A 14,078-nucleotide genomic window follows, 5' to 3' on the forward strand; every position below is an offset into this window, starting at 1 on the left:
TTCAATTGTGAATCAACATTTCATGGAGTTATTATGTACTGATTGACGTCTTTGACAGAAGTAGGGTGGTATCCTCCGGTTTCAGTTCTCTGATTTGACATTGGCACTGGTAGGTGATAGAGATCACCAATTATCACACCGATGGGAGCACGTCTCCGGGAGTGCAGCCAAAATATGCCTCACTCTCTTATGAATACGAAATCAAAATCCCCTTGGATGATATTTCATTCTATATCACTGTCCGGCATTGGTAACCCTTCAATCTACAATGCTTCCAGGTATCCCTGAATGGCTTCCCGAATTCTTGCTAAAGCTTCATCCTTGTTTTTCCCTTGTGTAACACAACCAGGCAGTGCAGGAACAGTAACTGTATAGCAATTACTGTCGTTTTTTTCTAAGACAACCTTAAAACTTCGTTGCATGATTATTTCCTCCTTTCTGGTAATTATCAACCCTAACACATAATCAAATTGAATCCTATTTGACTGATGCCACGCAAAGCTAAAAAGTGAATACCGCTTTATGGGAGGGGATGCAGGATATTGTCATCTTAAATCGAAGTGACTTAACAATACGTAATTGGTTATTTCGAAAAGATTAAATACAATGCATTATACGTTGTGCCGGTAAAAATGGTAATTGTGCATTTAGAACGGAAGGCAGGGTATTTGGTAATGAACCAAAATCAAATTATTAGTTTTATATGGGGAATCGCAGATGACTGTTTAAGAGATGTCTATGTGCGAGGAAAATACAGAGATGTTATTTTACCGATGACAGTCATTCGCAGACTGGATGCAGTGCTTGAAGAAACAAAAGATGAAGTGCTTGCTATGAAAAAAATGCTGGACGAAGCAGGAATATTAGAGCAGACAAGTGCCCTATGCAATGCATCCGGAGAAGCGTTTTATAATTGCTCTCCTTTTATATTAAAAGACTTAAGGTCGAGAGCAAAGGCGCAGCAGCTCAAGGCTAATTTTATTGCCTACCTGGACGGTTTTTCACCTAATGTGCAGGAGATACTCGAGAAGTTTAAGTTCAGAAATCAAATTGATACCATGACCGATGCAGGCATCCTTGGTGCTGTTATCGAAAAGTTTGTTGATCCCAGATTCAACCTAAGCCCTAAACCGGTATTAGATGACAAAGGAGATGTTGATCTCCCTGGTCTTGACAACCATACCATGGGGGTTATCTTTGAAGAACTGATTCGAAGGTTTAATGAAGAAAATAATGAAGAAGCCGGAGAACACTTTACGCCGAGAGATGTTATTGAATTAATGGCGGACCTGATCTTCATGTCGATTAAAGACAAGATAACAGACAGCACATATCTCTGTTATGACGGAGCATGTGGCACAGGCGGAATGCTGACTATCGCTGATGAAAGGCTAAAAGTGCTGGCCAGGGAAAACAACAAGAATGTATCTATTCACCTTTTCGGTCAGGAGATCAACCCTGAGACATATGCAATTGCAAAAGCGGATCTATTATTAAAAGGTGACGGCAAAGCCGCCGATAATATTGTGTATGGTTCTACACTATCCAACGATGGCCATGCCACAACAGAGTTTGACTTCATGCTAAGCAATCCGCCTTATGGAAAGTCATGGAAAACAGATGCAGAACGTTTAGGTGGCAAGAAGGATATTACTGACCCTCGCTTTGTTCTCAATTTTGCAGGAGATCCCGAATTCAATATGATCCCACGGGTGAGCGATGGCCAGATGCTTTTCTTAGCCAATAATATTTCTAAGATGAAACACAATACAGAGCTTGGAAGCAGAATCGCAGAAGTTCATAATGGCTCATCCTTATTTACAGGAGATGCAGGCCAGGGTGAAAGCAATTTCAGACGCTATATGATCGAAAGTGATTATCTCGAAGCAATCATTGCCTTACCTGAAAATATGTTTTACAACACGGGAATTGCCACCTATATTTGGGTTCTCACCAATCGAAAAGAAAGCAGACGCAAAGGAAAAGTTCAGCTTATTGACGCAACAAACTTAAAGTCTCCCTTGAGGAAAAATCTAGGGAACAAAAACTGCCAGTTAACAGAAGATATCAGACAGCAGATCATGGAACTCTATCTTAATTTTGAAGAAAATGAGTACTCTAAGATATTTGATAATCAAGAGTTCGGTTATTGGAAGATTACAGTTGAACGTCCTCTAAGACGAAAAGCTGAAGTGAATAGAGTAAAAATAGATGAGTTTAAACAGATAGCAGAAGAAGCTAAAGATGGCATCGCATGGGAGTTAGTTCAAGAGGTTTATGCAGAAAACATGAAAGATTCCTATGACACATACATGGAATTTGAAGAAAAAGTAGCAAAAGCAACAAAGAAAAAAAAATCATAAATTTCCGGCAAAGAAAAAGCGCTTGATTGCCGAACACTTTGCTGTAAAGGATGAAAATGCAAGGCCTGAGATCAAGAAAGAAAATCAAAAAAGGAAAAGAAAATCCACTCTATGGGAGTTTTTTGGTTAACGACAAGATTGTTGAATATGAAGTGGATACAGAGCTGCGAGATACAGAGCAGATTCCTCTTGGATATCCAGGGGGTATCGAAGGATTTTTTAAAGAAGAAGTGCTGCCTTACACCCCGGATGCCTGGATAGATGACAGCAAAACACAGATAGGCTATGAGATTAGCTTTACAAAGTATTTCTATAAGCCAGTGAAGCTAAGAAGTATTGAGGAGATTGTGGCAGATATTGAAGCTATTGAAGAGGAAACTGATGGGTTATTGAATGAGATCATAGGGGTGTAGTATATGGCAAAAATAAAACCGTATGAGGAATATAAAGAAGTTGATTTGCCATGGCTAGAGCGTATCCCGAGTCATTGGGGACAGAGAAAAGTCAAATACTTATTTGATGAAAGAGTAGAGAAAGGATATCCTGATGAAACCTTATTAGCAGCCACACAAAACAAAGGTGTAGTACCTAAGCATATGTATGAAAACAGAACGGTAGTTGCACAAAAGGATTTACATTTATTAAAACTAGTTAAAAAAGGTGATTTTGTTATTAGTCTAAGATCATTCCAAGGTGGCATAGAGTATGCGTATTATCAAGGGATAATAAGTCCTGCATATACAATAATGATTCCAAAAAGCGAAATTGCTCCTGGCTTTTTTTAAACATCTGGGTAAATCAAAATTGTTTATCGAATTACTAAAAATGTGTGTAACAGGGATTAGGGAAGGTCAGAACATAGACTATAACGTATTAAAAAATTCAATGATACCTCTTCCCCCAAAAGAAGAACAAGATAAAATAGCTAAATTTCTAGACAATCGTCTTTCTAAAATCAACCGATTTATAAAAGCAAAAAAGAAGGAAATAGAGCTTTTTAAAGAACTAAAACAAGCCATTATAAATCAAGCTATAACGAAAGGTATTGATCCTAGTGTACCGAAGAAGGATAGTGGTGTGGAGTGGCTTGGGGAGATACCGGAACATTGGGAGATAAAAAGGATAAAAAACAATAATCGTTTATATAACGGAAATGCATTTCCAATTGAGTATCAAGGCAATGACTTTGGAGAGATTCCATTTTATAAAGTGAGTGATATTAACAAAGCAGAAATCTTTGTATCTGAATCTAATAATTATGTAAGTCGAGAATTAGTAAATAACAATCGATGGACTATTATCCCGAGTAATTGTATATTATTTGCTAAAATCGGTGAAGCATTAAAGAAAAACCATCGGAAAATAAACAAAAAGGTCTGTTTGATAGATAACAATATGCAAGCAATGTACCATATGAGATTAATTTATTATTCCAATATTACTTGATGAGAGTTATAGATATGTCTTGGTTTGATAATGGTGGTACGGTTCCATCAATAAATACTAGTGAATTGTTAAGTTGCAAAATTCCATTTCCACCTATAGAAGAACAACAGGCTATTGTAATCTATATTGAAACCAAAATTAAAGTTATCGAGAAACACATTGATGCTATTCAAAGTAAAATAAACTTGCTAAGAGAATACCGCACCAGCCTTATTTCAGCAGTAGTAACGGGCAAGGTGGATGTTCGACATATACCTGTTGAAGATACTGATGAGTTCATAGAGGATATCGCTGAGGACGAGGAAGGTGTATTTGAAGAGGAAATCGGGGAGGAGGACAAGGAGGTGTTAATATGCCAACCAACACAAAAGAAGCCGGATTGGAAAATTTAATTGTCAGCTACCTTGTAGATCATCATGGCTATGAACAAGGCTCAAATGATAATTATAACAGTGATTATGCCATCGATGAAGTACGCCTCCTCAGGTTCCTCAAGGATACACAGCCTAATCAATTAGAGAAACTCGGAATACTCCATAGCGACCATAAGAAGAACAAGTTTTTTAACCGCCTGCAGGGTGAGATTGCAAAACGCGGTGTGATAGATGTTCTGAGAAAAGGGATCAATGTTTATCCGGCGAGTCTGATTATGTTCTATATGACCCCTACAGAGTTGAACTACAAAGCAAAAAAAATGTTTCACAAAAACATTTTCAGTGTAACAAGGCAGCTGGCATATTCTAAGAGTAACACGCAACTAGCCTTGGATTTTGTTATTTTTATCAACGGATTGCCTGTGATCACCTGTGAGCTGAAAAACCGATTAACAAAACAAAGTGTCGATGATGCAGTACAGCAGTATAAACTCGACCGTGATCCTAGAGAGCTCTTATTCCAGTTTAAGCGCTGTATGGTGCACTTTGCTGTGGATGATAATGAAGTTAAGTTTTGCACGAAGCTGGATGGCAAGAAATCATGGTTTTTACCTTTTAATAAAGGGTTTAACGGTGGTGCCGGCAATCCACCTAATCCAAACGGATTAAAGTCCGACTACTTATGGAAAGATATCTTCAAAAAAGAAGAGCTTGCCAATATTATTGAAAACTATGCCCAGGTCATTGTAGAAACAGACGAACAGACAAAGAAAAAGAACTATAAACAAATCTTTCCACGCTACCATCAGTTATCAGTGGTGAAAGCACTGCTTGCAGATGCCAAAGAAAAAGGCCCCGGACAGAAATATCTCATCCAACACAGTGCCGGAAGTGGAAAATCCAATTCCATCGCCTGGACTGCTCATCAGCTGGTAGGCCTCGAAAAAAACGGTAAGAGTGTTTTTGACTCAATCATCGTAGTTACAGATAGAATTAACCTGGATAAACAGATTAAAAATACCATTAAGCAGTTTATGCAGGTGTCCAGCACAGTTGGCCATGCAGAAAGCTCAGAGGATTTAAGGAAACTGATTACCCAGGGCAAGAAAATCATCATCACAACGGTTCATAAGTTTCCTTACATTTTAGATGAGATCGGTACATCTCACAGGGGGAACACCTTTGCTATTCTTATTGACGAGGCCCACTCCAGTCAAAGCGGCAGTATGTCTGCAAAGATGAACATTGCGCTGTCAGGGGAATATGAAGGTGATGAGGAAGAAACGGTAGAAGATAAGATTATCAAGATCATGGAAGGCAGAAAAATGCTGAAGAATGCAAGCTATTTTGCATTTACAGCCACACCTAAAAATAAAACGCTGGAAATGTTCGGTGTGCCTGTGCCAAAGGGCCACGAAGTAATGCATAAGCCATTCCATATTTATACGATGAAACAGGCCATTGAAGAAGGCTTTATCCTTGATGTGCTTAAATATTATACGCCGATAAAGAGCTATTACCGACTCGCTAAGACGATTAAAGATGATCCGATGTTTGACAAGAAGAAAGCCCAGAAAAAGCTGCGTAAATATGTAGAATCAAATGTGTTTGCTATTGAGCAAAAGGCTGAAATAATGGTCAAGCATTTCCATGAGCAGGTGATTGCCAGGGGCAAAATTGGCGGAAAAGCAAAAGCCATGGTGGTTACCGGCAGTATTGAACGAGCCATTGAATATTACTATGCCATCGAAAAATGCCTAAAACGAAGAAAGAGCCAATATAGAGCCATTGTTGCTTTTTCAGGTGAGAAAGAATACCAAGGAAAAAAGCTAACAGAAGCTGCTATCAACGGTTTTCCCAGCGCCAAGATAGAAAGTGAATTTAAGAAGGATCCATACCGTTTCTTAGTAGTAGCAGACAAATTCCAAACAGGTTATGATGAGCCGCTCCTGCATACCATGTATGTTGACAAGGTATTAAACGGAGTGAAGGCAGTTCAGACCTTATCCAGACTAAACAGGGCTTATCCAGGAAAGAAAGATGTATTTGTGTTGGATTTTGCTAATGATACAGATATGATCAAAGATTCTTTTGAGGCGTATTACATGACGACAGTGCTTTCTGAAGAAACAGATCCAAATAAACTTTATGACATGGTCAGTGAAATGGAACAACATCAGGTATATACGGATTACCACGTGGATACCATAGTTGAACTTTATCTAAAGGCTGCTGAAAGAGATCGCCTTGACCCAATACTTGATGTCTGTGCGAATAATTATGGTGAGCTTGATGAAGATGAACAGGTAAGCTTCAAAGGAAATGCAAAGGCCTTTGTAAGAACTTATGGATTTTTAGGAGCCATTTTACCTTATGGGAATGTGGATTGGGAAAAGCTGTCACTGTTCCTGAACTTGCTCATTCCAAAACTACCGTCTCCCAAAGAAGATGACCTATCAAAAGGTATTCTGGAAGCTGTTGACTTGGACAGTTATCGTGCAGAGATCAAGCAAACGATGTCTGTTGTATTAGAAGATAAAGCTGAATATGTTGTTGATCCACCTCCAGAAGGTTCCGGCGGCGGTAGACCTGAAGTCGAAATGGATATATTAAGCAGCATCCTTGAGAGTTTTCATGACATGTGGGGTAATATCGATTGGCTGGACGAAGATCAGGTAAAAAAACACATTGCTACAATTCCAGCAGTAGTTTCCAAGGATACCGCCTACCAAAACGCTATGAAAAACTCAGATAGGCAAAATGCACGACTGGAAGGTGAGCGTGCACTGGATAAAGCTGTTATGAACATGATGAAGGATAATATGGAGCTGTTCAAGCAGTACAATGATAATCCTTCCTTTAAAAAATGGCTTGCTGATATGGTATTCGGTGTAACTTATAATGTAGAAGGCAAGCCGTTCGACGGTGAGATGAGATTGTGATTCAGGGGATCACTGGGCAGGGCGGCTGATCGCATCCCCTATTGCCCTAAATGCCACAGCACAAACATAACTTTTGTAAGAAAGAGATTCAGCCTGGGCAGAACAATAGTTGGCGGTGCACTGGGGTCCCTCATCAATCCCATAGCAGGTGGTGCAGGTGCAGTACTCGGGGGGTTGAGCAGTAAAGGCGGGAGGGTTAAGTGTCTGAACCTTCATTGACACACTCCGCAAGCAAGATAACCTGCTTACCGAATTCGACCCAAAAGCTGTGGTGCAGCCTTGTGGACTACGATACTGTTTATGATAAAGACGATGTACGGTTCACCTTTAAGGACGGCACGGAAATTCAGGCATAGGCCATCAAAAAGAGAAGCTCCCCATCACTGACATTGAATCAGTGGTGAGGAGTATTTCTTTTACAGAAAATTAAAAACTATTCTTTGTATTCAAGAGGGAATGATACTTGCCAATCTCCGTTTGTTAAAAAGTTGCATGTCAAGAAATGACCGTAGAGTTCGTAGTTATTGATTTCATTCGGTGAAACATCAAAAATATACTCCTCATAGCTTCCGCTCGGTTCTGAATCCCAAAAAGCAACAGAGGCTTCGCTTCTAATTTCGTCACCGTCAGCGTTCACTAAATAGACATAACCATGATTGTCAGTTTCAAGGATGTTCTCATAGTATGTCTGAATGTGGAGCTTTCCAGCAATAAAGCCAACACCTGTAACAGTGACACCGTCAACAGGAGAAAAAGATCCTTCGGAAGTTGCTGTTAAATAGTGAATGTATTCCGGCTTTTCGCTGATATCGCCACTAAAACTCCAACCTCTCATATTCACATCGCTCTGCGTTTGCGGAGAGAGGTTTACTGTATTTAAATCAATCTGCGGGATTTTATCATGGTATTCCTGCTTGTTGCTAAGAAATTTATCAACTGTAAACGTGATTTTTTTCCCGCCAATTTCTTTTTGCCCCCATTGTGTGATGCTGATCAAAAAAGTTGCTGTATTGGTTTCTTCATCATAGCTTATCCTCTCACAGGTTGCGCTACTGGAAAAAGGGCGATTGATGCTATAGTTGTCAAATAGGTCGGTTGTTTCGTCAATTCGTTCGCCGGTCATGTCTTGCATAGAAATGTATATCTCGGCTTTATCACCGTTGATATAGGCGGAAATGACTTCCATAACATTGTTGCTACTGATCTGAAACCTTGCCGCAATATCGGATATGGAATCTGAATACCAATAGCGGCGCACAAACATAATGCGATTTTTTTTTATCTAAAGTATCAAGGAAACTATCTAATAGCAGCGTTAATTCCTTTGCGGCTAATTCTGTTTCTACATTGGCCGGCGACGCAAGGCAATACTCCAACTCATCCAATGCAGCATCATAAAAACTATTTCGCTTAAGGGCAGTGTTCGCATGATATTTTTTAACAGAGAGGTTGCGGACAATACGGCAAATATATGTCAGCAAAGGATTTGGTTTTTGAGGCGGTATCGTATTCCATGCTCCTAAAAAGGAGTCGTTGACACATTCTTCTGCGTCAAGATTGTTGTTCAAAATATTTCTGGCGACTTTTCTGCATACTGAGCCATATTTTTTTGATAATTCCATGATTGCCTGCTCCGAGCGCTCATAGAACAAGTCAATTATTTCATTATCGAGCAATATTACATCACCTTCTTTTCTGCCTCACCCATGTACTACTGATTAAAAGCGAAATATTACATCAAATTAAAATAATTTATTCTATTATACGAAAGCCCCACGCTGAGCAGCGTGGTTTTTCTTTGAACTGTGCCATAAGCAGACACATCCTGACTACCCCTGAATGTTATTGTTGAAAGCTGCCCCGATATTTCTTCAGGGACATGCACTTATTTCTTAATAAATCATATTATTGTATTGTTGCCGCGGCTGTTGCTTTCATCAACAGCCATTAAATTTAATATTGGTCTAATTTTGAAGTTTCTATCTTTCAGGGTTTCTTTGACCGAAGGAAAGGATTTTAATGTGATCCGGTTTGAGCGGGAACTGCATCTTGTGATTATCCTGACTCTCTTCCTGGCAGGGATTGTTGCCCTGGGGGAAGGGGGGTGGCTGCAGTATATCCGGGTACCCTGGCAGTTATCTGTCTCTTGTATTTCCCCGGCTATACTGTTATCTGTGCTTTTTTCCCGGGAAAAGATGACCTGGGACGGATGGAGCGGTTACTCTTAAGCCTTGCTTTCAGTGTTATCATAGTTTCTCTTACCGGATTTCTGTTGAATTTCACCCCTTGGGGTGTCAGGCTTCTGCCCTGTCTGATCTCCATAAGCACCTTTATTATAGCCATGTCACTCCTGGCCATCTACCGCAGGCACAAACTTCCCCCACAAGATCAATATGCTCCTTTTTTGGAGCTGGAAATACGGTCTCTCCCGCAGTTGCCTGTTTTGGATAAAATTATGGTTTCAGTGATAGTAATGGGAGTTCTTGTTGCAACAGTATCCTGCCTTTATTGTATTGCATTTTCAAAACCGGGTGAGAGATATACCGAATTCTACATCCTTGGCGAAAATGGTCTGGCTGACAGCTACCCGAGGGAACTGGAAGCAGGAAAGGAGGAAAAGCTGATTGCCGGTATCGTCAACCATGAACAAAGGAAGATAACTTACCACATGACCGTCAGGATGCAGAATATTGTTAAGTCAACAGAGGGGCCAATTATTTTAAAGCATGGGGAAAAATGGAAAGAAACAGTCAAGATATCGACAAATTATCCGCACGAGAAGTTGAAAGTGGAGTTTCTTCTTTTCCGCGACCAGGAGAGTAAACCTTACCGGACTTTACATTTATGGGTGACTGTTCATAAAAAAACAGTTGGCGGCGGGAGGTAAAAACGATATGGCTGGGAATTATTTTAGCGATGATAAAGTGTTCCCCTGGGCTTGTTTTTTGGCGGTCGCTGCCGCTGAACTAATGATTGCTTTTGATAAAGCCTTTGCTGGCCTGATCCTTTACTTCATTTTACTTGCTGTTGTTTTCATCCAGTCTATTCGCTCCTACCCGTACATACAGGTAAATGCCGCTCAGGATGCAGTTGACGCAACTTTGGGCAGGGTGCTTCCAGATTCAAGAACACGCTTTTATCTGGCACTGATGTTAGTGTACATGATTCGGGTCGTGGGGCTGCCTTTATTTCTAGTTGACTTTTCAATGGCGTACCGGTTGATTCTAGTCGGGTTACCTCTCTTCACCGCAGCTTTTCTCATCATCAGGTTTGCTGGCTACAATGTGCAAGACATTTATTTAACCATCTCTTTTCCACTCTTTTATTTTTTATCACTTCAATTAATCATTGGCATAACCGGTATTCCCCTCGGCCTGCTGGAACACAAGCTTTTAGCAACTACACCGGCTCAGCTTACATCGCTATTCTCACTTGGGAAAGCGGCCTTTATCCTGGTCTGCTTTAGCGGCTTTCTGGAGGAATTGATCTTTCGTGGGGTTTTGCTTAGGGCAGCCGGGGACCACATGGGTTATATCACAGGTTCAATCTATGCCAGCTGTTTATTTGCAGCGCTGCAGATCCCGCGGCTAATATTCCTAGAAGTAGTTTTTGCTTTTCTGGTAGGCTTGCTTTTTTGCTGGATGGTACGGCGTACGGGATCAATCTGGGGGGTTGCTCTGGCCCATGGTTTGATGAACATGATCCTCTATCTTGATCTCTTTTTTTGATCGACCAAACCTTTTATAGTTCCGTTGCCGGAATATCTGCATATTGTAAACAGGAGAGAAATATGCCATTAGAAGGGGGCAGAAGTATGATTTCCACCCTTCCTGCTCCGGCAGCAACTGTCGGTGATCCTGCTGTCCTGGAAGTAACCGCTTGTCAATTTCTCATTGTGCTTTTGGTGTCCAAAGAATTAATTAGAACTATTATTCATACTCCTGGAAAAAAGCTGTTATCAGGAATACTGCGGGGTGTTTATCGCACCATGTATTTAGTGATGGTGCCACAGTTTTTTGTTTTTGCAATAATCGTTTTAACTAAAATCTATCAGGTGGTACCTTCAAAATAGATAAGCCTGAGGTCGGATGCCCAATTGGTGGTTAGTGATTGGTCGTTAATCTTTAAGGAAATAGGTGTCTGATGCCCTGTGGTCGGATTGAGAAATCTGTTTTCCGCTGTTCGACTCCGGCCTCTGTTTTCATTATCTGCCTGGTACCGCCTCGGCGGTATGTGCGTCTACCCGGAAAATAGAGGTCAGAAGCGGGATGTCGGAGGTCTGAACTTGCTAGGAACCGTTATTATTATTGCAGGTTCTACAACATTACATGACTTCGGCTCTATTTTTGTTCTCTGCCGGTACCGTCTGGGATGGGATCTATTTGGACATTTGCCAGCAACGGAGGAAAACATAATGGATTATGATGTTTTAGTTGTCGGTGGAGGCCCTGCAGGGTGTGCCACAGCCAGGGATATCGCAGCAGAGGGTTTTAGGGTGCTTGTTGCGGAGGAACACTCAGCTGTAGGTGAACCTCTCCAGTGTTCCGGACTGATCAGTTCCAGGGCTTTGGAGCTTTCCCAGGTTTCCAACCACGTAGTGCTCAATGAGCTGAAAGGTGCCCTGGTTTATGCACCCGATAATAGAATTTTCAATTTGGTTGGGGAGAGGATTTACGGGTTGGCCATCGACAGGGTGGCCTTTGATCAGGAGTTGGCTGTTCAGGCAAGAGAAGCCGGTGCAGAAATACGTAAAAGCTCCCGGGTCATCCACCTGACTGGTATTCCGGGAGGGATTAAGGCGCGGATTCAAACTAAGGGTTCAGTTTATGCAGAGCATGATGTTTCCTGCAGACTGGTGATCGGTGCTGATGGATATAAATCTCTGGTTGCCAGTTGGCTTGGTTTGCTTTATCCATCTCAAAAGGTTTCTATTTATGCAGCAGAGGTGGAACTCACGTCAACAAATGAGCAGGCTGTGAAAATATTTTTAGGACAGGAGCTTGCCCCGGCTTGGTTTGCCTGGGTTATTCCCGCCGGGCGAAAATTGGCCAGGGTGGGGATAGGAGTCGTCAGGCAAGAAGGGTTTTCTGCCTGCCGGCCAGGTGCTAGCCAGCTTTTTTTGCAGCTTATGAAAGCACATCCCAAAATTTTTAATGATTTGCGTGTTCTCAAATGTACCGGAGGGGTTGTTCCCATTGGGTTGATGAAGCGTTCATACGGGAACCATGCACTGTTGGTAGGTGATGCGGCCTGTCACATAAAACCTATTTCAGGAGGTGGACTTTATCTGGGGTTGGAGGCAGCCAGGTGTTGTGCTGAAGCAGCGATATCTTCCCTCAAGGCTAGAGATTACAGCAGTAAGTTTCTTTCAAACTACCAGAGGGCTTGGAAAGGAAAAGTGGGACAGGAAATAAGCTGTGGTTTAATGCACCGCAATGTTTTTTTGAAGATGAGTGATCAGGAAATAGATAATATGATTGCCTTTTTAGATACTCCATACTGGCGCAGGATAATTTTGAAATATGCAGATTTGGATTACCACTCCGTACTGGCTGGTAAGCTTGCTTTTGCTCCTCCCTGGGCACACCGTTTTCTTCTTAAGGGGTTGATTTCTTTTGTCAATAGGTGTTCTCGTGTTATGGGAAAAGGCTCCAGGAGTACCCTATCCTGACGGTTTTGCTGTTTAACTTTTTATCATAGATTTGGAACATATTTCAGTGTATTTCATAGCCTATATATTGTTAATTACAAAATGGCATAAGCTGGGTTAAGCAACTGATCAAACTTCACTGCTTGTGGAGAGTATCAAGGGAAAAACCGTTTATATTGTAGTAGTTAGGTATGTTGACTTGCCATTGTGGAAAAGTCTAGAGTTGCTAAAACCTCGAGCGAGCCATATGTATTATCGGATTTGGGAAAATCAACGATTATACAGGAGTAAAACGATGTATCGAGGTCATTTAATTGGGGTTGTGGTACCTGCTTTCAATGAATGGGAGTTGATTCACGAAACTCTGGTGGCAATTCCCAGTTATGTAGATCGGATTTATGCTGTTGATGATGGCTCAACAGATGGAACCGGTGCAGTAATAGAAAAGCTGCAGGAAATTGAGGGGAGATTTGTTTGTTTGAGGCATGAAAGGAACAGAGGGGTAGGGGCGGCAATCATCACGGGTTACCAGGAGGCCATTGCGGAAGGGGTAGATATTATCGCAGTGATGGCAGGGGATAACCAGATGGATCCGGAGGAGCTGCCCGGGCTGTTGGATCCCATTGTTGAAAGGAGAGCTGATTACACAAAGGGAAACAGGCTGTTATACCGAGGGCATCGGGATGGAATGGGCAAATGGCGGTATTTCGGCAACACATTGCTCACATTTCTGACGAGAATTGGGTCAGGATACTGGCATCTGTCAGACCCCCAAAACGGGTATACAGCCATATCCAGCGTGGTTTTCCAGCGCTTCTCACCTGAGAGTATCTATCCCTGGTATGGTTACTGTAATGACCTGCTGGTGAAGCTGAATGCATACGGCTTCAGGGTAATGGATATTACGATGCCTGCCAGATACGGCAGGGAGAAGTCAAAGATACGCTACAGCACCTATATTCCCCGTGTATCCTGGCTGCTGCTGCGCAAGTTTTTTTGGAGGCTGCGTGTCAAGTATCTTTTTCTTCAATTCCATCCGCTTGTTCTCTTCTACCTGATGGGCATTTTGCTGATACCCCTGGGGCTCCTGGGGTGTGTGAATGCACTTTATCACTTTTTTGTACTTGAGGGGCCGCTGTTTATCAGGGGTGTTCTTTCCCTGCTGCTGCTGGCAGCAGGCACCCAGTTTTTACTATTTGGTATGGTTTATGATTTGATGGCTTCTCCCGAGATGGAGACAACTGAACTAGATGTCGAAAGCAAAAAGCAAGCCAGGTTCCGGGGGGAGAGGGGGAGGGGGTGA

At 41.8% G+C, this 14,078-nt stretch carries 16 protein-coding genes; 12 read left to right on the forward strand and 4 right to left on the reverse strand.

The window, feature by feature from the left end; all coding sequences use genetic code 11:
• Nucleotides 1-263: 263 nt before the first annotated feature.
• Nucleotides 264-422, reverse strand: coding sequence for a type II toxin-antitoxin system HicB family antitoxin (locus tag SSCH_RS17670; RefSeq protein WP_084711109.1), 159 nt, complete (start codon nt 420-422; stop codon nt 264-266).
• Between the two features lie 252 nt (nt 423-674).
• Between SSCH_RS17670 and SSCH_RS10820 the strand changes: the two genes are divergently transcribed.
• From SSCH_RS10820 to SSCH_RS10840, 6 genes are read left to right on the forward strand one after another with little or no spacing between them, the layout of a single operon-like run.
• A complete protein-coding gene (locus tag SSCH_RS10820; RefSeq protein WP_084711110.1) occupies nt 675-2,363 on the forward strand; it encodes a type I restriction-modification system subunit M in 1,689 nt (562 codons plus the stop codon).
• Nucleotides 2,364-2,413: 50 nt separating this feature from the next.
• The gene (locus tag SSCH_RS22470) at nt 2,414-2,776 is read left to right on the forward strand and encodes a hypothetical protein (protein WP_156972244.1); all 363 of its coding nucleotides are present in this window, start codon (nt 2,414-2,416) and stop codon (nt 2,774-2,776) included.
• Nucleotides 2,777-2,779: 3 nt separating this feature from the next.
• A complete protein-coding gene (locus tag SSCH_RS19385; protein ID WP_198142399.1) occupies nt 2,780-3,148 on the forward strand; it encodes a hypothetical protein in 369 nt (122 codons plus the stop codon).
• A 19-nt stretch (nt 3,149-3,167) separates the two neighbouring features.
• Complete coding sequence (locus SSCH_RS19390; protein WP_198142400.1) at nt 3,168-3,809, forward strand: restriction endonuclease subunit S; 642 nt, start codon at nt 3,168-3,170, stop codon at nt 3,807-3,809.
• Nucleotides 3,809-4,201 carry a restriction endonuclease subunit S gene (locus SSCH_RS10835; RefSeq protein ID WP_084711111.1) on the forward strand — a complete coding sequence of 131 codons (393 nt, stop codon included), beginning with the start codon at nt 3,809-3,811 and terminating at the stop codon, nt 4,199-4,201. The genes SSCH_RS19390 and SSCH_RS10835 overlap by 1 nt, the downstream gene beginning before the upstream one ends.
• Nucleotides 4,189-7,125: a type I restriction endonuclease subunit R gene (locus tag SSCH_RS10840; protein WP_232294371.1), complete on the forward strand. Its 2,937-nt coding sequence runs from the start codon at nt 4,189-4,191 to the stop codon at nt 7,123-7,125. Before SSCH_RS10835 ends, SSCH_RS10840 begins: the two co-directional genes overlap by 13 nt.
• 9 nt (nt 7,126-7,134) lie before the next feature.
• Here SSCH_RS10840 and SSCH_RS16830 read toward each other — a convergent pair whose 3' ends face one another.
• The 3 genes from SSCH_RS16830 to SSCH_RS19395 all read right to left on the reverse strand — a co-directional run bounded on the left by SSCH_RS16830 (nt 7,135) and on the right by SSCH_RS19395 (nt 8,801).
• Nucleotides 7,135-7,341 (reverse strand): hypothetical protein, encoded by a 207-nt coding sequence (locus SSCH_RS16830; protein WP_052835575.1) that lies wholly within the window; start codon nt 7,339-7,341, stop codon nt 7,135-7,137.
• 217 nt (nt 7,342-7,558) lie between these two features.
• A complete protein-coding gene (locus SSCH_RS17685; protein WP_198142402.1) occupies nt 7,559-8,389 on the reverse strand; it encodes a hypothetical protein in 831 nt (276 codons plus the stop codon).
• A complete protein-coding gene (locus SSCH_RS19395) occupies nt 8,322-8,801 on the reverse strand; it encodes an RNA polymerase sigma factor (protein WP_198142403.1) in 480 nt (159 codons plus the stop codon). The genes SSCH_RS17685 and SSCH_RS19395 overlap by 68 nt, the downstream gene beginning before the upstream one ends.
• Nucleotides 8,802-9,122: 321 nt before the next feature.
• Here SSCH_RS19395 and SSCH_RS20375 point away from each other — a divergent pair, with 321 nt between their 5' ends.
• The 6 genes from SSCH_RS20375 (at nt 9,123) to SSCH_RS10880 (ending at nt 14,078) form a co-directional block, all read left to right on the forward strand.
• Complete coding sequence (locus tag SSCH_RS20375; protein ID WP_232294377.1) at nt 9,123-9,353, forward strand: hypothetical protein; 231 nt, start codon at nt 9,123-9,125, stop codon at nt 9,351-9,353.
• On the forward strand, nt 9,272-10,012 hold the full coding sequence (locus tag SSCH_RS10860; protein ID WP_232294376.1) for a DUF1616 domain-containing protein: 741 nt from the start codon (nt 9,272-9,274) through the stop codon (nt 10,010-10,012). Before SSCH_RS20375 ends, SSCH_RS10860 begins: the two co-directional genes overlap by 82 nt.
• Nucleotides 10,013-10,019: 7 nt before the next feature.
• Nucleotides 10,020-10,853 (forward strand): CPBP family intramembrane glutamic endopeptidase, encoded by an 834-nt coding sequence (locus SSCH_RS10865; protein ID WP_044665472.1) that lies wholly within the window; start codon nt 10,020-10,022, stop codon nt 10,851-10,853.
• An 86-nt stretch (nt 10,854-10,939) separates the two neighbouring features.
• Nucleotides 10,940-11,197, forward strand: coding sequence for a hypothetical protein (locus tag SSCH_RS10870; RefSeq protein ID WP_044665473.1), 258 nt, complete (start codon nt 10,940-10,942; stop codon nt 11,195-11,197).
• Nucleotides 11,198-11,410: 213 nt separating this feature from the next.
• Nucleotides 11,411-12,796 carry a geranylgeranyl reductase family protein gene (locus SSCH_RS10875; RefSeq protein WP_052835576.1) on the forward strand — a complete coding sequence of 462 codons (1,386 nt, stop codon included), beginning with the start codon at nt 11,411-11,413 and terminating at the stop codon, nt 12,794-12,796.
• Nucleotides 12,797-13,070: 274 nt separating this feature from the next.
• Nucleotides 13,071-14,078, forward strand: coding sequence for a glycosyltransferase family 2 protein (locus SSCH_RS10880; protein WP_084711113.1), 1,008 nt, complete (start codon nt 13,071-13,073; stop codon nt 14,076-14,078).

The sequence above is a fragment of the Syntrophaceticus schinkii genome (assembly GCF_000946815.1).
GTDB classification, from domain to species: domain Bacteria; phylum Bacillota; class DSM-12270; order Thermacetogeniales; family Thermacetogeniaceae; genus Syntrophaceticus; species Syntrophaceticus schinkii.

Excerpts from the sequence above, each read along its gene's own strand:
- SSCH_RS17670 (WP_084711109.1), bottom strand. The coding sequence starts at position 422 with ATGCAACGAAGTTTTAAGGTTGTCTTAGAAAAAAACGACAGTAATTGC.
- SSCH_RS10820 (WP_084711110.1), top strand. The coding sequence starts at position 675 with ATGAACCAAAATCAAATTATTAGTTTTATATGGGGAATCGCAGATGAC.
- SSCH_RS22470 (WP_156972244.1), top strand. The coding sequence starts at position 2,414 with ATGAAAATGCAAGGCCTGAGATCAAGAAAGAAAATCAAAAAAGGAAAA.
- SSCH_RS19385 (WP_198142399.1), top strand. The coding sequence starts at position 2,780 with ATGGCAAAAATAAAACCGTATGAGGAATATAAAGAAGTTGATTTGCCA.
- SSCH_RS10835 (WP_084711111.1), top strand. The coding sequence starts at position 3,809 with ATGAGAGTTATAGATATGTCTTGGTTTGATAATGGTGGTACGGTTCCA.
- SSCH_RS16830 (WP_052835575.1), bottom strand. The coding sequence starts at position 7,341 with ATGAAGGTTCAGACACTTAACCCTCCCGCCTTTACTGCTCAACCCCCC.
- SSCH_RS17685 (WP_198142402.1), bottom strand. The coding sequence starts at position 8,389 with ATGTTTGTGCGCCGCTATTGGTATTCAGATTCCATATCCGATATTGCG.
- SSCH_RS10865 (WP_044665472.1), top strand. The coding sequence starts at position 10,020 with ATGGCTGGGAATTATTTTAGCGATGATAAAGTGTTCCCCTGGGCTTGT.
- SSCH_RS10870 (WP_044665473.1), top strand. The coding sequence starts at position 10,940 with ATGATTTCCACCCTTCCTGCTCCGGCAGCAACTGTCGGTGATCCTGCT.
- SSCH_RS10880 (WP_084711113.1), top strand. The coding sequence starts at position 13,071 with ATGTATCGAGGTCATTTAATTGGGGTTGTGGTACCTGCTTTCAATGAA.